This window comes from Pantoea sp. ICBG 985 (assembly GCF_002928365.1).
Taxonomy (GTDB): Bacteria; Pseudomonadota; Gammaproteobacteria; order Enterobacterales; family Enterobacteriaceae; genus Pantoea; species Pantoea dispersa.
This window is the reverse complement of sequence record NZ_POWM01000003.1, coordinates 1-18,672: the sequence shown is the minus strand read 5'-3', so window position 1 is coordinate 18,672 and position 18,672 is coordinate 1. Positions and strand designations below refer to the sequence as shown.

Below are 18,672 nucleotides of genomic sequence, written 5' to 3'. Positions count from 1 at the left end.
AAGCGCGGCAGGAGTGTGATAACACTCGCTTTTGTAAAGCGTAACTAATCAGTTCGCTTGCATTCGGTAACCGAATCTCCGAACGTGTATGACTATTAATTACGAAGCGTAAAAAAATGATGCGCTGAACGTTAACGGAGAAGCGTGCGCCCATGTTGATACCCTCAAAACTGAGTCGTCCCGTTCGTCCTGAAAGCACGGTTACCCGCGATCGTCTGCTGCAAAAGCTCAGCGCAGCGGCGAATTACCGGCTGGTGCTGATTGCCAGCCCGGCGGGCTACGGCAAAACCACGCTGGTATCGCAGTGGGCGGCTGATAAAAGCGAGCTGGGCTGGTATTCATTAGACGAGGGCGACAATCAGCCGGAGCGCTTCGCCGATTACCTGATCGCCGCGCTGCAGCAGGCTACCCGCGGCGCATGCAGCCGCAGCGAGACGCTGGCGCAAAAGCGTCAGTACGTGAACCTCAATGCGCTGTTCGCCCAGCTGTTCAATGAGCTGGCAGCGTGGCAGCAGCCGCTGTGGCTGATCATCGATGATTATCATCACATCACTAATCCCGCCGTGCATGAAGCGATGCGCTTTTTCCTGCGCCATCAGCCGGATAACCTGACGCTGGTGGTGCTGTCCCGCAATCTGCCGCAATTGGGTATTGCTAACCTGCGCGTGCGTGAACAACTGCTGGAGCTGGGTAGCCAGCAGCTGGCCTTCACCCATCAGGAGGCGAAACAGTTCTTCGACTGCCGCCTGAGTGCGCCGCTCGCGCCGGATGAGAGCAACCGTTTGTGTGATGATGTAGCAGGTTGGGCGACCGCGTTACAGCTGATCGCACTGTCCACCCGTCAGGGCGCGGCATCGGCGCAGGACTCCGCTCGCCGGCTCTCCGGTATTAATGCCAGCCACCTTTCCGATTATCTGGTCGAGGAAGTGCTGGATAACGTCGATGCCGCCACGCGCCATTTTTTGCTGAAGAGCGCGTTATTGCAGTCGATGAATGATGCGCTGGTCGCCTGCGTGACCGGTGAAGACAACGGGCGCATGCGGCTGGAAGAAATTGAACGTCAGGGGCTGTTTATTCAGCGCATGGATGATTCAGGGCAGTGGTTCAGCTATCACCCGCTGTTCGGCAGCTTTTTGCGTCAGCGCTGCGAATGGGAGCTGGCCAGCGAGCTACCGGCCATTCACCGCGCGGCTGCGCAAAGCTGGATGGCGCAGGGTTTTCCCGGCGAAGCGATTCATCATGCGCTGGCGTCCGGCGATACCGATATGCTGCGCGACGTGCTGCTGCAGCATGCGTGGACGCTGTTCAACCGCAGCGAACTGGCACTGCTGGAGCAGTCGCTGAATGCGCTGCCGTGGCGCACGCTGCTGGCCAGTCCGAAACTGGTACTGCTGCAGGCCTGGCTGATGCAGAGCCAGCATCGCTTTTCTGAAGTTAACCGGCTGCTGGCGCGCTTTGAGGAAGGCTGCGACTGCGAAATTGACGCCGCGCTGCAGGGCGAATTCAATGCGGTGCGCGCTCAGGTGGCCATCAATCACGGCAACGCCGACGAAGCAGAGCGGCTGGCACGGCTGGCGCTGGAAACGCTGCCGGAAACGCGTCGCTACAGCCGCATTGTGGCCACTTCAGTGCACGGCGAAGTGATGCATTGCAAAGGCGATCTGACCAACTCGCTGGCGCTGATGCGGCAAACCGAACAGATGGCGCGCCGCGATGAAGCCTGGCACTACGCGCTGTGGAGTTTGATTCAGCAGAGCGAAATCCTGTTCGCGCAGGGCTTTTTACAATCAGCGTGGGAGATTCAGGAGAAAGCGTTTGTGCTGGTAAGTGAACAGCATCTGGCTAACATCCCGCTGCACGAGTTTTTACTGCGCATCCGTGCGCAGCTGATGTGGGCGTGGGGCCGGCTGGATGAGGCCGAACACGCCGCGCGCGCGGGCATCAAAGTCCTGAAAGGCTATCCGCCCCAGCAGCAAATCCAGTGCCTTGGGCTATTGATTCAGTGCTCGCTGGCACGCGGCAATCTGGATAATGCGCGCAGCTATCTCAGCCGGCTGGAAAACCTGATGAATAACGGCGTGCTGCACAGCGACTGGATTGCTAACGCCGACAAAGTGCGGCTGATCTACTGGCAGATGACGGGCGATGCGCAGAGCGCCAGCCACTGGATGCGCCAAACCGATAAACCCGCCTTTGCCAACAATCATTTTTTGCAGGGCCAGTGGCGCAATGTGGCGCGGGCGCAGATCCTGCTGGGCAATCTAAGCCAGGCCGAAGTGATCCTCGATGAGCTGAATGAAAATGCGCATGCGCTGCGGCTGATGAGTGATTTAAACCGTAACCTGCTGCTGCTAAATCAAATCTACTGGCAAACCGCGCGCAAAGCGGAGGCGCAGCAGGCGCTGATCGAAGCGCTGAAGCTGGCACGCAGCACCGGCTTCGTCAGCCACTTCGTGATTGAGGGCGAAATGATGGCGCAGCAGCTGCGCCAGTTAATTCAGCTCAATACGCTGAGCGAACTCGATCAGCATAGGGCCCGGCGCATTCTCAATGAGATCAACAAGTATCACCGGCATAAGTTTGCCCATTTCGATGAGGGCTTCGTCAGCCGGCTGTTGAACCACCCGGATGTGCCGGAGCTGATTCGCACCAGTCCGCTGACCCAGCGCGAATGGCAGGTGCTGGGGTTGATCTACTCCGGCTACAGCAACGATCAGATCGCCGGCGAGCTGGACGTCGCGGCAACCACCATCAAAACCCATATCCGTAATCTGTACCAGAAGCTGGGCGTCACCCATCGCGCCGAAGCGATGCACCAGGCACAGTCAATGCTGAAACTGATGGGCTACGTTTAAGGCAGAAGTCGTGTTGCGGTGAATCTCATTACCTGCAGAGCGCGTATAACGCTGGGCAGGACTTGATATATGCATGAGGGAGTGAAATACTTGTAATGACATTTGTATGTACAAGAGGTGTAGGACATGGGCAGCATCAACCTGCGTATTGATGATGAACTCAAAGCACGTTCTTACGCTGCGCTTGAAAAAATGGGGGTGACTCCCTCTGAAGCGCTTCGTCTCATGCTTGAGTATATCGCCGAAAATGAACGTTTACCGTTCAAACAGACACTGCTGAGCGACGAAGATGCTGAGCTGGTCGAAATAGTGAAAGAGCGGCTTCGCAATCCTAAGCCAGTTCGTGTGACGCTGGATGACCTTTGATGGCCTATTTTCTGGATTTTGACGAGCGGGCACTAAAGGAATGGCGAAAGCTGGGCTCGACGGTACGTGAACAATTAAAAAAAAAGCTGGCTGAAGTACTTGAGGCACCCCGTATTGAAGCGAACAAGCTTCGCGGTATGCCTGACTGCTACAAAATAAAACTCAGGTCTTCAGGTTATCGCCTTGTCTATCAGGTGATAGACGAGAAGGTGGTGGTTTTCGTGATTTCGGTTGGTAAAAGAGAACGCGCGGAGGTTTATAACGAGGCCGTGAAGCGCATTCTCTAAAACTAAGCCGGGTATTTCTGTTTCACCTTTGAAGTATCATTCTGCTTTAAGCTAACAGACTCATCGTATTGCCACTGACTCTGCTCCAGACGCTCCCCGGCGTACACTGAACCACACCTCAGCGTTGTGCCGCGAGCTGGCGCGTCAGCCACGCATCCAGCTCGCTTTCCGGCAGCGGGCGCGCATAGAAGTAACCCTGCGCCTGATCGCAGCCGTACTCCGCCAGCGCGGCAACGGTGTCGACATTCTCTACGCCTTCAGCCAGTACGGTGTAATCCAGCTGTTTCAGCATGGTAATGATGCTGCGCGCGATAATCCGCGACGCGGTATCTGAGGCGATTTCGCTGATCAGCGCGCGATCAAGCTTGATCACATCCAGCGGCATCCGTCGCAGATAGCCGATATTGCTGTAGCCGGTGCCAAAGTCATCCAGCGAGATGCCAAACCCACGCAGCTTGAGCATCTCCAGCCCCTGTAGCGCGGCGGGACTGTTAATAATCTGCTCGGTCTCCAGACATTCAATGCCCAGCAGCGAGGTCGGCAGGCGGGCCTGCAGCATCTTCATTTCCAGCGCATCGGCAAAGCCGGGATCAGAGAAGTCGCGGCTGCTGATATTGATAGTCACCGGCAGCTGGAGAGGGCTGTGCTGCAGGCGTTTTAACCTGGCGATCGCCTTGTCGGTCACCCAGCTGGTTAAGGTGCTGAGCAGCTCGGTCTGTTCCGCCAGCGGGATAAACAGATCGGGAGCGAGTTCGCCGCGCTGCGGATGCCGCCAGCGCACCAGTGCCTCCAGTCCAATGGGCCGGCCACTGTTCAGGCAGATCTTGGGCTGGAACGCCAGCCACAGGCCCTGATCCTGTTGCAATGCCGCAGCCAGATCGTTCATCAACAGAAAGTCCTGAGTGCGGCGCTGATCGGCTACCAGGCTGAAGCTCATGGCGGGCACCCGGTTGCCGATCGCCTCATGCAGGGCACTTACCGCACGGCGCAGCACTTCCTGCGCGCGAAGTTCTGCTGGAATGAAAATGACCTCGCCGGTAAAGCAGCTGAGGGCGACAGAGATGCCCGCGTCCAAATCCGCGCTGATCCCTGCCAGGTTTTCCGCCACCGATGCGGCGGTCAGCGGGCTGTTATCCATGGTGAGAATCGCAAAGCGCCCGGTGGCGACGGTATAAATGATGTCGTCCGCACCGGGCTGCAGGCGCAAAGGCAGTAACGTGGTGACGTGCTTCAGCAGGCTTTCCACCGGCCCCATGCCCATTGAGCGCGCCAGCTCGTAGGCGCGCGGCATATCAATGCAGTCGATCAGGATCAGCCGCTGCGGCGTCCGGTCCCCGATGGAGGCCAGCCGCTGCAGGTCGCGAATCAGGCGCTGGCGGTTAGGCAGTGCCGTGACCGGATCGGTGAAGCCGGCACAGTGCCACGCTTCGAGGAAGGACATCACCAGATCGGCCAGCAGCTGTAATACCTTCACCTGATCAGCGCTGAACGCGTGTGGCGCGACGTCCGTGACGCACAGCGTGCCCAGCACATAGCCATCGCGATGCCTGAGCGGCACACCGGCGTAAAAGCGGATAAAAGGGGCACCGATGATCAGCGGATGGCGGGCAAAACGCGCATCCAGCAGGGTGTCGGAGATAACTACCGCGCCGTCACTGTCCACGGCGTGGCGGCACAGCGAGTCGTCACGGGACGAGTGCTTCAACGCAAAATTATGGGCGGCGCAGATATGCTGATGTTCATCATCCAGAACGGAGACAAAGCTACCTGGAATACCCAGTGCCTGACTGGTCAGCCGGACAAAGTTTTGTAATACGTCGTCACGGCTTTCGTCGCGACTGCGCAGCGCTTTCAATGCCCGCGCACGGCGATCGTCGTCACCGTTGAAATTCATCAGCATAATTTCCTCCGCGCCGGCCTGGTTCCGGTGCGAAATTTAACAGCAAAAAGTACAGTGTGAGGCCTGCAACACCCTGCCGCTGGCGTGGTTAATAAGCGTAAATATTATAATGGTCTTTCTCATGGTAGGCTTAACACCGGCATCTGTCATTTTTATTTTCTTTAACGAAATTTTTAAGCAGCGACGATTCTGATAATTTATCGTAATATTTTTATCAGTCTGATTGATAACAGGTTACGCGTCCTTACTGCTAACTCTAATTAAGTAGAACGAGCAGACATTAATCACTGAGAATGAAGGAATTATTAATTTCTGGCAGGGATGAATCAGGTAATAATACTGGCTTTTAGTGATTGATGAGCAAAATAATAGTATCACTGCGTATTATTATCCTGATAAAAAACGCACCTGCCGGTATATTTATTATCCTGGCTAATGTTATATAAGCGTATTGTTCAGTCCGCTCTGTCACCACAGACATCAGATTTCCCCCTCAAATTATTCCCCGTTAATCAAACTCAGCAGGTGTAACACCGTTTTGGCCGGATGATTACGCCGCCAGGCAAAGGCAATGTCGGTGAACAGCGTATTGTTTTCAATGTCACGAAATACCAGCTGTGGATTGTTGACGCAGCACAGCGAAGCCGGCACCAGCGCAATCCCGCAGCCTGCGCCCACCATCCCGAGCGAGGAGGTAATCTGCGGTGCCTGCTGAAAGCGACTTGCGGCAAAGCCGGCGCGCAGACAGGCACTGACGATTAATTCGTACAGGCTGGGCGCCACCTCGCGCGGGAAAATAATCAGTGATTCTTCGGCCAGCTTCGTTAGCGCAACACTTTGCTGCTGGCTCAGCGCATGGCTGGCTGGCAGCGCCACTTTCATCTCCTCCGTGGCGATCACTTTCAGGTTAAACGCCTTACTGCTCTCACACGGCAGACGAATGAACGCCGCATCCAGCAAACCTTCCCCTAAGTCCTGCATCAGCAGCGCCATGTTCTCTTCCCGGGTGATGAGCTCCATCGCCGGGTAGCGCGTTTTGAAGGCGCGAATCAGCTCAAACACCGGCGCGCCAAACGCCACCGAGCTGGCAAAACCCAGTGACATCTGGCCGCTCATTCCGCGCGCCACGCCGCGCGCCTTTTCCAGCGCCATATCGGCCAGCTGCACAATCGCTATCGCATCGGGCAGAAACGCGCGGCCAGCATCGGTCAGTTCCACGCCGCGCGTCAGGCGTTTCAGCAGCGGCGTGCCGATCTCGTGCTCCAGCCGCTGGATTTGCTGGCTGAGCGGTGGCTGCGATATGCCCAGCAACTCGGCGGCGCGGGTAAAGTGCTGCGTTTCAGCAACGGCAACGAAATAACGCAGGTGGCGAAGTTCCATATCAAAAACGTCTCGAAGTTGGCAGTTTTCACTATTGGATTCTGTGAGCCATGTAGCCCACCATGATATTAACACGGCTTAACTATCTGATTGTGAGGCAGCAAATGTGTAACTTTGTATCTGATTGTTCATGCGAAGATCAGCTAAAGGCATCCGTCACTCAACTGGGACAGCAATCACCAGAAAAGGTTATCTATCAGACCTCCCTGATGAGTGCGCTGCTCAACGGCGTCTATGACGGTTCAACCACCGTCGCGCAGCTGTTGCAGAAGGGCGATTTTGGCCTCGGCACGTTCAATCAGCTGGATGGTGAACTGGTGGCATTTGACCGGCAGATTTATCAGCTGCGCGCCGATGGCAGCGCCAGCCCGGCACGGCCTGAACAACAAACCCCGTTCGCCGTGATGACCTTCTTCAAACCGGAACATCAGCACCGCTTTGCGCATACCGCCACGCGCGATGACGTCCATCAGGTGATTGATCGCATCATAACTTCCGATAACCATTTCTGCGCGCTGCGCCTGAGCGGTCGCTTTGCCTCAGTGCAGACGCGCACCGTGCCCTGCCAGTGCCGTCCGTATCGCTCTATGCCGGAAGTGCTGGGCAATCAGCCCACCTTCGATTTTCGCCAGCGTGACGGTGAGCTGATTGGATTCCGCACGCCGCAATATATGCAGGGTATTAACGTCGCCGGCTATCACGAGCACTTCATCACCGACGATCGTCAGGGCGGCGGGCATATCCTCGACTATGTGCTGGAGCAGGGCACGCTGACGTTTGGTGCCATCAGCAAGCTGGTGGTCGACCTGCCGCAGGATCGCGAGTTTTTACAGGCCGATCTCAATCCTCAGGATCTCGATGCCGCGATCCGTTCCGTCGAAAGTTAATCGCAGAGGTGATCATGAAACAGCTTAAAACCCAGACGCTGTGGAACAGTGGCGCAGACCTGGTTGTCGCTCAGCTGGAAGCGCAGGGCGTAAACCATATTTTTGGCATTCCCGGTGCCAAAATCGACAAGGTGTTTGATTCGCTGGTAGATTCTTCCATTCAGCTGATTCCGGTGCGTCATGAGGCTAACGCGGCGTTTATGGCCGCGGCAATGGGCCGCCTGACCGGCCACGCCGGCGTAGCGCTGGTGACTTCCGGGCCCGGCTGCTCAAACCTGGTGACCGGCATGGCCACCGCCACCAGCGAAGGCGATCCGGTGGTGGCGATCGGCGGGGCGGTTAAGCGCTCTGACAGTGCCAAACAGGTGCATCAAAGCATGGACACGGTGGCGATGTTTCGCCCGGTGACCAAATTTGCCGTCGAAGTCACTGATGCCTCGGCGCTCGCGGAGTGCGTATCGAACGCGTTTCGCCATGCCGAAAACGGGCGCGGCGGCGCATCGTTCCTCAGTCTGCCGCAGGACATTGTTGACCAGCCGGTGTCAGGCAGCCTGTTACAGCGTTCAGGACACATCACGCTGGGCGCTGCGCCAGACGCGCTGGTGAATGCCGTAAGCCGCGAGATTGCGCGGGCGAAAAATCCGGTGATCCTGCTGGGCCTGATGGCCAGCCAGCCGGAAAACAGCGCGGCGATTCATGAATTGTTAACCAAAAGCCGTATTCCGGTGACCAGCACCTATCAGGCGGCGGGCGCGGTGCGGCAGGATCACTTCTCACGCTTTGCCGGGCGGGTTGGCCTGTTTAACAATCAGGCCGGTGACCGATTGCTCCAGCAGGCGGATTTGATTATCACCATCGGTTACAGCCCGGTCGAGTATGAACCGGCCATGTGGAACCGCAGCAACGCCTTGCTGGTGCACATCGACGTGCTGCCCGCCGAGACCGATAACCACTACCAACCCGACGCTGAACTGGTGGGCGATATCGCCGGGACAGTACGCAAAATCGCCGCGCAAATCACGTCGCCGCTGCAGCTCAGCGACGCTGCCGCCACCATTCTGCAGGATCGTCAGCAACAGCGTCAGCTGCTGGCGATGCAGGGTGCCAGCCTCGATCAGTTCGCCCTGCATCCGCTGCGTATCGTCCGGGCGATGCAGGACATCATTAACAGTGACGTCAGCCTGACGGTCGACATGGGCAGTTTTCATATCTGGATTGCCCGTTATCTCTACAGCTTCCGAGCCCGGCAAATCATGATTTCCAACGGGCAGCAAACCATGGGCGTGGCGCTGCCGTGGGCGATTGGCGCCTGGCTGGTCGATCCGTCCCGTAAAGTGGTTTCGGTGTCGGGCGACGGCGGCTTTCTGCAATCCAGCATGGAGCTGGAAACCGCCGTCAGGTTAAAGGCCAATATTCTGCACATCATCTGGGTCGACAATGGCTATAACATGGTGGCGATTCAGGAAGAGAAGAAATACCAGCGCGTCTCCGGTGTGAACTTCGGGCCGGTGGATTTCAAAGCTTACGCGCAGGCGTTTGGTGCCGCTGGATTTTCGGTGAACAGCGCAGCTGAGCTGGAACCCACGTTGCGGCGGGCGATGGAGGTGGAAGGACCGGCCGTGGTGGCCATCCCGGTAGATTACAGCGATAACCCGCTGCTGATGGGGCAGCTGCACCTCAGCCAGCTGCTTTGATCGGCTGTCACCTGAGTCAGTCCGGACCGGCCGTCAACGTCACGGCGGTCCGGAATAATGCGCTATTTAGCGCCAGGCTGGCCGGATGGGGTTAAAAGCTCTGCCAGTCCGCGTCCATGCCGTGACCGGCGGCCACGGGTACAGCAGCCGGACGTTTCAGCGCGGAGACCGTTTTCGGGCGCTCAGCAGGTCGCGCGGACCCGGCCAGTGAAAACTGATTCACCAGGCCGGACAGGGTTTGCGCCTGATCCTGCAATGACGCCGATGCGGCAGAGGCCTCCTCTACCAGCGCCGCATTCTGCTGCGTCACATCATCCATCTGATTGATCGCCAGGTGCACCTGCGAGATGCCGGTGTTTTGCTCTTCCGCAGCCGCCGCAATTTCGCTGACTAAATCATTCACCTGGCGGAACGCGGTTTTCAGTCCGGCCATGTTCTCTTCCACTGCTTCGGCCTGTACCGCACCCGATTCCACCAGGCTGTAAGAGGTATCGATCAGCTGTTTGATCTCTCTGGCCGCCTGGGTCGAACGCTGTGAGAGGTTGCGCACTTCACCCGCGACGACCGCAAAGCCCTTACCGTGTTCACCGGCGCGTGCCGCTTCGACAGCAGCGTTAAGCGCCAGGATATTGGTCTGGAAGGCAATGCCTTCGATCAGCGTGACAATTTCGGCGATTTTTTTCGAGCTGGAGCGGATCTCCGCCATGGTGCTGAGCATATTGCCCAGCGACACCGCGCTGGCGTCTGAAAGTTCTGTCGCGTTACCGGCCAGACGATTGGCCTGGCGGGTATTGTCGGCCGTCTGACGCACGGTTTCGCTCAGTTCCGCCATACTGGCCGCCGTCTGTTCCAGCGAGGCGGCCTGCTGTTCCGTCCGCGAGGAGAGATCCTCGTTGCCGGCGGCGATTTGTGCCGACGCCGAACTGACGGCGTGAGAAGCGGTACTGACCTGCGCCAGCGCGCTGCCAACCCGGTCAAGCAGCTGGTTAAAGGCGCGGGCCATGTTGCCGACTTCGTCTTTTTTGCTGTCATCGGCGGTGACGCTCAGGTCAAGGCTGCTGCCAACGTGATCCATTACCTGCCCAATTGCTTTCAGGCTCTGACGAATGCGCATCAGGGTTAACGCGGTGAGCGTACCCAGTAACAGCAGTGTCAGCGTTACCCCGGCACTCAATCCCCAGAATGTGCGGTGATAGATCTCCTGGTTCACCACGCGCAAGCCGTCACCCAGCGACAAATTAAGCGCCATCTGCTGGCGATAATCATTTTTTAACTGACTGATGGCGCCGCCAATACCGCTTTCGGCTTCCAGCATGCCGAGCGTGACGTCATCCTGATGAGCATGTGAAGCAGCAAGAAACGCCGGCAACCGCGACTCCACCAGCCGCAGCGTCGCCAGGCCTTTAATGGTGATCTGCTTGTCTTCGTCGCTGGAGATATCATTGGCTAAATAATATTCTGCCAGCGTTTTAATATCGGCCAGGCGCTGGGCGATCTCTTTCTCGACCGGCGGCATGCGCGCATTGTCAGTCTGGCTTTGATGCTTATATAGCGACAGAGAGAGTTTATTGCTGCGATCGATCAGCTCGGATAAATCGCGAATAGAAGGAATTGCGTTAGCCTGTACGTATTCAAAACGGTCCTGAAAACCGCCCAGCAGTCGCACAGAAATAATACCCGTCACCACCAGTGAAGCTGAGAGCAAAATGAAAGCCAGGGTAAGTCTTTGAGTAATATTCATCATCTGTTTACCTGGAAAAAAGTTTAAAAGGAAGAACACAACAACTCAGCGTTAATCGGCATCACATCACAAAAGGTTATTTCAAAAAATATGAATAAATTAACTTCTCAGGATCATTAATTTTGAAGTAATTAAAAAACTTTCAAAATGCGTGGCGTATTATTTGGCGCTAATTACCTGCGCCTTACGGTGTGCTATCCACTCACGATACTGGGCCGGCGTCATCGCCATCACCTGATGGAAGGCTTTACGGAAGGCGGTGTCTTCGCTGTAGCCGCACTGCATGGCGGTCTGACGCACGCTGACGTCGGTGCTGGCCAGAATGGTACAGGCCAGTTCAATGCGGATGCGGGTAATAAACTCTTTTGGCGTCTCCTGCGACAGGGCTTTCATTCTGCGCTGCAGAGTACGCCCGGTAACGTTCAGCGCGGCAGCCAGTTGCGCGGCATTGATGGCTGGATTTTCCAGGCGGATGATCTCCTGCGCCCGCACCAGAAACGGCGTGCTGCTTTTCCCCGTACCCGGCGAGCCGGGAAGGTGGGTGTGCAGCACAGGGTTATCGGCCAGCGACATCTCCCGGGTAAGGTCCGCCACCGCCTTGCCGGCGCTTTTTTCAATGATATACAGGGCCAGCGATATCCACGAAAAACAGCCACCGCTGGTAATGACGCGATCGTCTTCCTCCAGCGTCTTGCCTTTCGCCAGTCGCGCCTGCGGATAGCGCGCCTGCAGCATATGGCTGACCCACCAGGTGGTGGTAAAGGAACGGTTATTCAGCAAACCCGCCTCGCCAAGGATCACGCCACCGGTGCCCGCAGCAGCAACCCAGACACCCTGCTGATAGAGTTTGTTAAACCAGCCGGCAGCCTGACGGATACTGTCGAGGTTGATCGGTTGCAGATCGGGACCCAGCAACATGCCGGGCGCAATCACCACATCAACCGCACCGGCCCCCTGAAACGAGCTGTCGATGTGAATCAGGCGGCCTTCCGTATCCCACACCGGGTCACCGTTGGCGCTGACAATCAGCGTTTCAAAAGCTTTATCGGGAAAGCGTGCGGCGTGCACGGAGGAAGAGGCAATCGCTTTGTTGGTTATCCAGAAAAGGTCGGTCATTCCGGCAACGGCGGACAGTACGCTGCCTTCCAGGGCGAGTATGGCGATACGCATATGGGTTTTCCTGTGTTCAGATTGTCGTGATTTGCGTGAAAAATGTGACATTTTCCGCCGCTGTAGCTTTATGGCCTCAATAGCGGACTCTTATTTTATCTGGCCCTGGCGGTTGTCATCGGAAAAGAAACCGGCAATACGCGGATATCAGACCAGCAGGGAAGCGGAAAGGGCGCGTGGATGAGGCGATGGGATCGGGCAAAGTCGCGGTGTGTGACAGACAACAGGGCGTGTAGCCAGCGCCACTTTCTTCGTGGCGCTGGTCCTGACGTTAGCTGAATCTTTCCGGGCGGAAGGTCGCCAGCATCGGGTGTTTAACGCCGGTGAGCATCTCCTGCGTCAGTATCTCACCGAGGATCAACGCCAGCGTGGCGCCGGAATGGGTGAAGACAACAAAACAGCCGGGAACCTGCTGCAGCTCACCGACCACCGGTTCGCCATCGCCGGGAATCGGCTTGAGACCGATTTTCCAGCTGCTGGCTTGCAGCGGCGCGCCGTCAGCGATCAGGTTACCCGCTTCCGCCATCAGCTGGTTAATGACTGCGGTATCAATGCTGTACTGCCCGTCGGCCTGCGCGACGATGTGCTCTTCATACCAGTCGTGATCGACGGCGATGGTGTTGCCGGGATTAGGCCGGACCGCCGCGCGCGGCGTATTCATTACCACCTGCAGCCGGTGATCGCCGGGCTGGCTGGTTACCAGCATAGAGACCGGAGAACCGTTGGGGATGTGCACGCCGAGCGGGGCAACCACTTCCGGCGTCCACGGGCCACACGCTACCAGTACGCGATCGGCCAGCAGCTCACCGCGTTTTTCGCTGCGAATGCCGCTGGCCCGGCCATCTTTGGTGATCACGCTGGCTTTACCGGCGTGCTCAACGATCTCTCCGCCCAGCGCGCGCAATGCCTGAACCAGATGCTCAACCAGGTGCGGCAGGCTGACCCAGCCTTCACCGGGGTTGGCAATCGCCACCTGACTCAGGCTGGCCGGATTCACCTGCGCATCGACATCACCGACCGTGGTGCGATTGATCAGCTTTGAGTCGTAGCCCTGCGCTTTTTCATAGTGATGGCGCGCTTTGGTGCCCGCGTCATCGTCAGCGGCCCAGTAAATCGCGCCATCGAAGCGCAGCCAGTCGAGCTGCGGATGGCGGGCAAACAGCGTGCGATAGCGGTCAATGCCCGCCATGCGCAGCGCATGGTAAGGCTGCGAACGCTCGCCCGCGGAGTTGAGCCAGGAGAGGGATCGGCCGGTGGCGCCGGAGCAGAGTGCCGCTTCCGTCACCAGCGTGACCTGCGCGCCCGCCTGCGCCAGCTGCCAGGCGGTTGAGACGCCGAGGATGCCGCCACCCAGCACGATGACGGTTTTTGCCACGGTTTTGTCAGACATCATTCATTCCTTCTGTTAAAAAAATGTTCGCCCTTCAGGCAATACGTACGCGATGCTGCCGATGGAGCTGCTCAATAAGCTGTAAAACGCCGAGCGCTTCACGCGCATCAACCGGCGGCGGCCCGCCATGTATCAGGGCGTTGGCTAACAGTTGATAGAAAGCGGGGTAGTGGCCACGTTCAATCGGCACCGTTGTGGTTGCCCCGACCGTGCCGGCCCGGGCAGAGTTTTCTGCCGGCGTGACGCCGTACTGGCTATCGCCGGGCGACATGCCAGCCGCCAGCTGCGGCTCCTGATTGTCCAGCCCCCAGTGGGTGAAAGCGCCTTTGCTGCCTAGCAGGTGAAAGCGCGGCGCATTCAGTGCCGCCTGGCCATTCATCCACAGCCGCGAGCGCACGCCGCAGTGGTGCAGCAATGAGACAAAACAGTCCTCGTCGCTGTCCGATTGCGGGCCGGAATGGCGCGCCAGCTCTGCCGTGGCGTGTTCTACCGGGCCAAAGAGCTGGATGGCCTGGTCAATCAGATGGCTGCCGAGATCCAGCAGCAAACCACCGCCCTGTGCCAGCGTGACGCTGTCACGCCAGTTGCCGAATCCCTGCGGTCGCCACCATTCGAAACGCGACTCAAAACTCCTTACGGTGCCGAAGGCTTCCTGGTGCACCAGGCGCTGTAATGTCAGAAAGTCACCGTCCCAGCGTCGGTTATGAAACACGGTGAGCAAGGTATTGGCCTGCTGCGCGGCAGCGATCATCATTTCTGCCGCCTGCACGTCTGGTGCGAACGGTTTATCCACCACCAGATGGATCGCGCGCTGGCTGGCCTGTACAGCCTGCTCCGCGTGTTGCGCCGGCGGCGTGGCCAGCACGATGAGATCGATGCCGATCTCGCCGCCATCAATGGCCTTAAGCAGCGCTGGCCAGTCCGGCAGCACGCGCGCCTGGGGGTAACGTTGCTGCGCCGCCGCTACGCGTTGGGCATCGCCGGTAACGATAACGTCGAGACGATAGTCGTCGTTATGGGCAATCAGCGGTGCATGAAACACGCTGCCGGCGACACCAAATCCCACCAGCGCCGTGCGGACTGGGCCGCTAACCTGAAGATGTGTCATTACAGCACCTCCGACAGAAAACGCTGCAGGCGCGCGGACTGCGGACGGTCAAAGATTTGTTCCGGCGTGCCGGCTTCCACGATTTCGCCTTCATCCATAAACACTACCTGGTCGGCCACGCGCCGGGCAAAGCCCATCTCATGAGTCACGACCACCATGGTCATGCCGCGCTGGCATAGATCGGCCATTAGCGTCAGAACGCCTTTCACCAGCTCAGGATCGAGTGCCGAGGTGGCTTCATCGAACAGCATCACTTCCGGCTCCATTGCCAGCGCGCGCGCTATTGCCACGCGCTGCTGCTGGCCACCGGAGAGATCGCGCGGCCGGTGATCGGCTCGCTGAGCAAGTCCCACTTCAGCCAGCCGCTGACGGGCAATCTCCAGCGCTTCGGCTTTCGGGCGGCCTTTCACTTTCCACGGTGCCAGCGCCACGTTTTCCAGCGCGCTGTGATCGGGAAACAGGTTGAAATGCTGAAATACCATGCCAATTCTCAGCCGCAGCGCATCGGGCTTGTCCTTGAGCACAGAACGCCCGGCCAGTAAGACATCGCCGTTCTTCGGCTCATGCAGGCGATTGATGCCGCGCAGTAAGGTGGATTTTCCCGATCCCGAGGGACCGATGATGCAGGTGGTGGTGCCCGGTTCGATGCTCAGCGACACGTTGCGCAGCACCTCAATCGGGCCGTACGCCAGCGTCAGATTGCGCAGCTCGAGGCTGGCGCCGTGAAATGCAGATGGCATGGCCATATTAATGTCCTCGCTCGCTGGTAAGTGAGACCGCCGGAACCACGTTGCGCTTTTGCTGCACTTCATCGAGCTCCTTCAGGCCGCTTTGTGGCGCGGTGGCGCGGCGACGTCCGGTACGGTAGCGGACGTCGATGTAGTTCACGGCGTGGGTGAGCGGCACGGTGATCACCAGATAGAACAGCCCGGCCAGCATCAGGGGTGACAGGTTGCCGCTTAGCACGGCGGCATCCTGGCCGACGCGGAACAGCTCACGCTGACCGGTCATCAGGCCCAGCAGATAAACCAGCGACGAGTCTTTGATGATGGCGATGAACTGATTGACTATCGCAGGCAACACGCGGCGGATGCCCTGCGGAATGATCACCAGGCGCATCGCCCGGCCATAGCTCATTCCCAGCGCCCGGCAGGCTTCCATCTGCCCCTGTTCCACGCTCTGGATACCGGAGCGGAAAATCTCGCCCATGTAAGCGCTGGCAATCAGGCTCAGGGCAAAAATGCCGAGCGGATACGGCGTCGGACCAAATAGCTGATAGCTGAAACGCGCCAGGCCCTGACCAATCAACAGAATGGTGAGGATGGAAGGCAAGCCGCGAAACAGATCGGTATACAGCCGCGCGGGCACGCGCAGCCAGCGCGAGGGCGAGATGCCCATCAGCGCCAGTATCAGGCCGAATAACGTGCCCAGCACGGTGGCCGCCACGGAGATAATGATGGTGTTCACCAGTCCGGTTGCCAGCAGTTGTGGCAGGACGTCCATCATCGATGGAATATCAAAAAACGTACGGGAAAGAATAGTGATCAGATCCATAGCCGATTCTCGGTTGCGGGTGACGGACATGCGCCGTCACCGGATGCAGTCTCACGCATAACGATGCGCAGGGTTATTGGCCGCCGGGCAGATACTGTTGCGGCATTGGCGAACCCGGGAACCACTTCTGGTACAGCTGTTTCCAGGTCCCATCCTGCATCGCCGCTTTGATGGCTTTATCCAGCGCTGCTTTGAACTCGGGCTTGCCTTTGGCGATGGCGACACCCGCAGGCGCGTCAAATGAAGGGATGTTCGCCGCCGTGACCAGCTTAAAGCGGGTGGCATAATCTTTGGCGGCTTCGTAGTCGAGGAACATGGCATCGAGCGTGCCGTTATTCAGCGCGGACACCGCTGCGTTGTTATCGGGGAAACGCACCAGATCGGTCTGTTTGAAGTGCTGCAGCGCATAGTTCTCCTGCAGCGTGCCCTGAATCACCCCCAGCCGTTTATGCGCCAGGGTTTCAACGTTTTTCACCCCGGAATCGCTGCGGGTCAGCACCGTCAGATAGCCCGCAAGATAGCCGGTGGAGAAATCGACGGTTTTTTCGCGCAGCGGGGTGATGCCAATCGCGGCGACGCCGGCATCATACTGGCCATTTGCCACCGCCGGCAAAATGGCGGAGAAGTCCTGACCGATAAAATCCACCTGATCGATGCCCATGCGATGCGCCACATTTTTGAAGAATTCGACGTCAAAGCCGGTGAAGTTGCCGTTTTTATCGGTGAAGGTGTAGGGCTTCGCGTCGCCGAGGCTGGCAACGCGGAGATGACCGGGTTCGATCAAACCCCAGGGATTACTGTCGCTGGCGGCGTGGGCGCTCCAGCTGGCGGAAACCAGCATTGCCGTGCCGAACAGGGCGGCGGTCAGGTGATTGAAACGTTTGTGCGATGTCATAAGGCTCTTCCGTCTGTGCAGGTGAAACTTCAGAGTTCGCCAAGCCGGTTTATTGTTATTGAGACCGGTCTCAACGCGGGGCAAAATGAAACCGGCTCTGGTTGTGAGACCGGTCTCATTCGGATATACTGATATTAAGCACACGCTATCAGCAGCGTCAATTATGTTGTTATCAACTTGTGATTCGAAATAATTATGACCAATGAAAATGCTCGTTCACGCGGTCCGACCGTCGCCGACGTCGCCCGCGCCGCCAATGTTTCAAAAGCTCAGGCGGCACGCGCGCTGGGCGGGTATGGTTCCGTCAGTGAAGACGTGCAGATGCGGGTGAATCAGGCTGCTGAAGCGCTGGGATACCGACCGAACGAGCTGGCGCGCAGCATGAACACCGGCCGCTCCAATACTATCGGGGTGATTGTCGGCGACATTGAAAACCCGCACTTTGGCCTCGCGCTGCGCGGCATGGCCGACGTCGCGCGCCAGGCGGGTTTTCACCTGCTGCTGAGTAACAGCGATGAAACGCTGGACGAGGAACGGGAAGCCGTGCGCGTGATGCTGGATAAGCGCGTCGATGGCATCATCGTCGCGCCATGCAGCTCATTGTTTGAGGATAATGAACATCTGCGCCAGGTGCTGGCAGAAGGGCGTTCATTAATGATGTTCGACCGGGCAGTGCAGGGGATGGAAGTGGAGACCATCCAGGCGAACTTTGTCGCAGTGGCCAAACAGGCGACGGAGCTATTACTGGCGGCCGGGCATCAGCGTATTGCTTATCTCTCCAGCATGCGCAGCGCTGCACCGTATTCGCCGGCAATCACGCTGGGCCCCACGCCGGTGGCGCAACGTGTTAGTGGAATGATTGATGCCTACCGGGCCGCAGGTAAGGAACTGGATCCAGCGCTGATTCGGCTTAATGCACTAAGCGAAGCCATCATTGAGCAGATCCTGACTGAACTGCTGGCGCTCGCCGAACCACCCAGCGCGCTGATTGCCTCCGATAACCTGATTGCGATGGGCATCCTGCGCGGTCTGGCCAAACGCGGCCTGCGCGTACCCGAAGATATCTCTTTTGTGATGTACGACGATTTTCCCTGGACCGAGCTGATGTCACCGCCGCTGACCGTGGTCGCCCAGCCGGTGTATGAAATGGGGCGCGAAGCCGCGCGCCGGTTGATTTGCCATATCCGCCAGCAATCCCCCGGCGCCTTACCCGCGTTTGACAGCTGGATGGTGGTGCGCGGCTCGGTGGGGGAAAATCCGTCGGCCCGGTGATACAATGTGCGGCAGCGGGTTTGTGGAATTTCTCCCTGCTTTTTTTGGTCGCCATGAATGGCGCCCCTTATATCCCGATCATTCTCCTCCGGGTATGATGATCCCCGACTGATCATCGGGAAGTTGCTGGTGAGATGGGGGCGCCCCCTGGGCATAAAGCCTGCTTCGTAGAT

General features: G+C 58.1%; 15 protein-coding genes. 6 read left to right on the top strand and 9 right to left on the bottom strand.

Annotated features, from left to right (window positions below; all coding sequences use genetic code 11):
- The first annotated feature begins 152 nt into the window (after positions 1 to 152).
- The 3 genes from malT to C1Y42_RS09440 all read left to right on the top strand — a co-directional run bounded on the left by malT (position 153) and on the right by C1Y42_RS09440 (position 3,508).
- Positions 153 to 2,855 (top strand): HTH-type transcriptional regulator MalT, encoded by a 2,703-nt coding sequence (gene malT / locus C1Y42_RS09450; RefSeq protein ID WP_058770166.1) that lies wholly within the window; start codon positions 153 to 155, stop codon positions 2,853 to 2,855.
- A gap of 126 nt (positions 2,856 to 2,981) precedes the next feature.
- Positions 2,982 to 3,221 carry a type II toxin-antitoxin system antitoxin RelB gene (gene relB / locus C1Y42_RS09445; RefSeq protein WP_058759167.1) on the top strand — a complete coding sequence of 80 codons (240 nt, stop codon included), beginning with the start codon at positions 2,982 to 2,984 and terminating at the stop codon, positions 3,219 to 3,221.
- The gene (locus C1Y42_RS09440) at positions 3,221 to 3,508 is read left to right on the top strand and encodes a type II toxin-antitoxin system RelE/ParE family toxin (protein WP_021509424.1); all 288 of its coding nucleotides are present in this window, start codon (positions 3,221 to 3,223) and stop codon (positions 3,506 to 3,508) included. The genes relB and C1Y42_RS09440 overlap by 1 nt, the downstream gene beginning before the upstream one ends.
- A 118-nt stretch (positions 3,509 to 3,626) precedes the next feature.
- Here the strand turns inward: C1Y42_RS09440 and C1Y42_RS09435 are convergent, their stop codons facing one another.
- Positions 3,627 to 5,408, bottom strand: a complete 1,782-nt coding sequence (locus C1Y42_RS09435) for a sensor domain-containing phosphodiesterase (RefSeq protein ID WP_104093268.1) — start codon at positions 5,406 to 5,408, stop codon at positions 3,627 to 3,629.
- Between the two features lie 498 nt (positions 5,409 to 5,906).
- Positions 5,907 to 6,788 (bottom strand): LysR family transcriptional regulator, encoded by an 882-nt coding sequence (locus C1Y42_RS09430; protein ID WP_104093267.1) that lies wholly within the window; start codon positions 6,786 to 6,788, stop codon positions 5,907 to 5,909.
- Positions 6,789 to 6,892: 104 nt separating this feature from the next.
- On the opposite strand from C1Y42_RS09430, the gene budA reads away from it, so the two are divergent.
- Positions 6,893 to 7,675 (top strand): acetolactate decarboxylase, encoded by a 783-nt coding sequence (gene budA, locus C1Y42_RS09425; protein WP_104093266.1) that lies wholly within the window; start codon positions 6,893 to 6,895, stop codon positions 7,673 to 7,675.
- Positions 7,676 to 7,689: 14 nt separating this feature from the next.
- Complete coding sequence (gene alsS, locus C1Y42_RS09420; RefSeq protein WP_104093265.1) at positions 7,690 to 9,369, top strand: acetolactate synthase AlsS; 1,680 nt, start codon at positions 7,690 to 7,692, stop codon at positions 9,367 to 9,369.
- Positions 9,370 to 9,460: 91 nt separating this feature from the next.
- Here the strand turns inward: alsS and C1Y42_RS09415 are convergent, their stop codons facing one another.
- From C1Y42_RS09415 to C1Y42_RS09385, 7 genes are all read right to left on the bottom strand, one after another.
- Positions 9,461 to 11,110, bottom strand: a complete 1,650-nt coding sequence (locus C1Y42_RS09415; RefSeq protein WP_104093622.1) for a methyl-accepting chemotaxis protein — start codon at positions 11,108 to 11,110, stop codon at positions 9,461 to 9,463.
- A 159-nt stretch (positions 11,111 to 11,269) separates the two neighbouring features.
- Positions 11,270 to 12,280: a GlxA family transcriptional regulator gene (locus C1Y42_RS09410; RefSeq protein ID WP_104093264.1), complete on the bottom strand. Its 1,011-nt coding sequence runs from the start codon at positions 12,278 to 12,280 to the stop codon at positions 11,270 to 11,272.
- 271 nt (positions 12,281 to 12,551) lie between these two features.
- Entirely contained in the window at positions 12,552 to 13,670 is a 1,119-nt protein-coding gene (locus C1Y42_RS09405; protein ID WP_104093263.1) for an FAD-binding oxidoreductase, read from the bottom strand.
- A gap of 34 nt (positions 13,671 to 13,704) precedes the next feature.
- Complete coding sequence (locus C1Y42_RS09400; protein WP_104093262.1) at positions 13,705 to 14,778, bottom strand: Gfo/Idh/MocA family oxidoreductase; 1,074 nt, start codon at positions 14,776 to 14,778, stop codon at positions 13,705 to 13,707.
- Positions 14,778 to 15,524 (bottom strand): amino acid ABC transporter ATP-binding protein, encoded by a 747-nt coding sequence (locus C1Y42_RS09395; protein ID WP_021509433.1) that lies wholly within the window; start codon positions 15,522 to 15,524, stop codon positions 14,778 to 14,780. Before C1Y42_RS09395 ends, C1Y42_RS09400 begins: the two co-directional genes overlap by 1 nt.
- A gap of 1 nt (position 15,525) precedes the next feature.
- Positions 15,526 to 16,332 carry an amino acid ABC transporter permease gene (locus tag C1Y42_RS09390; protein ID WP_021509434.1) on the bottom strand — a complete coding sequence of 269 codons (807 nt, stop codon included), beginning with the start codon at positions 16,330 to 16,332 and terminating at the stop codon, positions 15,526 to 15,528.
- Between the two features lie 73 nt (positions 16,333 to 16,405).
- Complete coding sequence (locus C1Y42_RS09385) at positions 16,406 to 17,227, bottom strand: ABC transporter substrate-binding protein (RefSeq protein ID WP_058759175.1); 822 nt, start codon at positions 17,225 to 17,227, stop codon at positions 16,406 to 16,408.
- A 195-nt stretch (positions 17,228 to 17,422) separates the two neighbouring features.
- On the opposite strand from C1Y42_RS09385, the gene C1Y42_RS09380 reads away from it, so the two are divergent.
- Positions 17,423 to 18,499 (top strand): LacI family DNA-binding transcriptional regulator, encoded by a 1,077-nt coding sequence (locus C1Y42_RS09380; protein ID WP_104093261.1) that lies wholly within the window; start codon positions 17,423 to 17,425, stop codon positions 18,497 to 18,499.
- The last annotated feature ends 173 nt before the right edge of the window (positions 18,500 to 18,672 follow it).

What these genes read in the sequence shown, in the direction of transcription:
- C1Y42_RS09395 (WP_021509433.1), bottom strand. Translation starts at nt 15,524, where the DNA reads ATGGCCATGCCATCTGCATTTCACGGCGCCAGCCTCGAGCTGCGCAAT.
- C1Y42_RS09435 (WP_104093268.1), bottom strand. Translation starts at nt 5,408, where the DNA reads ATGCTGATGAATTTCAACGGTGACGACGATCGCCGTGCGCGGGCATTG.
- C1Y42_RS09410 (WP_104093264.1), bottom strand. Translation starts at nt 12,280, where the DNA reads ATGCGTATCGCCATACTCGCCCTGGAAGGCAGCGTACTGTCCGCCGTT.
- alsS (WP_104093265.1), top strand. Translation starts at nt 7,690, where the DNA reads ATGAAACAGCTTAAAACCCAGACGCTGTGGAACAGTGGCGCAGACCTG.
- C1Y42_RS09405 (WP_104093263.1), bottom strand. Translation starts at nt 13,670, where the DNA reads ATGTCTGACAAAACCGTGGCAAAAACCGTCATCGTGCTGGGTGGCGGC.
- budA (WP_104093266.1), top strand. Translation starts at nt 6,893, where the DNA reads ATGTGTAACTTTGTATCTGATTGTTCATGCGAAGATCAGCTAAAGGCA.
- C1Y42_RS09400 (WP_104093262.1), bottom strand. Translation starts at nt 14,778, where the DNA reads ATGACACATCTTCAGGTTAGCGGCCCAGTCCGCACGGCGCTGGTGGGA.
- C1Y42_RS09440 (WP_021509424.1), top strand. Translation starts at nt 3,221, where the DNA reads ATGGCCTATTTTCTGGATTTTGACGAGCGGGCACTAAAGGAATGGCGA.
- malT (WP_058770166.1), top strand. Translation starts at nt 153, where the DNA reads ATGTTGATACCCTCAAAACTGAGTCGTCCCGTTCGTCCTGAAAGCACG.
- C1Y42_RS09415 (WP_104093622.1), bottom strand. Translation starts at nt 11,110, where the DNA reads ATGAATATTACTCAAAGACTTACCCTGGCTTTCATTTTGCTCTCAGCT.
- C1Y42_RS09390 (WP_021509434.1), bottom strand. Translation starts at nt 16,332, where the DNA reads ATGGATCTGATCACTATTCTTTCCCGTACGTTTTTTGATATTCCATCG.
- C1Y42_RS09385 (WP_058759175.1), bottom strand. Translation starts at nt 17,227, where the DNA reads ATGACATCGCACAAACGTTTCAATCACCTGACCGCCGCCCTGTTCGGC.
- C1Y42_RS09380 (WP_104093261.1), top strand. Translation starts at nt 17,423, where the DNA reads ATGACCAATGAAAATGCTCGTTCACGCGGTCCGACCGTCGCCGACGTC.
- C1Y42_RS09430 (WP_104093267.1), bottom strand. Translation starts at nt 6,788, where the DNA reads ATGGAACTTCGCCACCTGCGTTATTTCGTTGCCGTTGCTGAAACGCAG.
- relB (WP_058759167.1), top strand. Translation starts at nt 2,982, where the DNA reads ATGGGCAGCATCAACCTGCGTATTGATGATGAACTCAAAGCACGTTCT.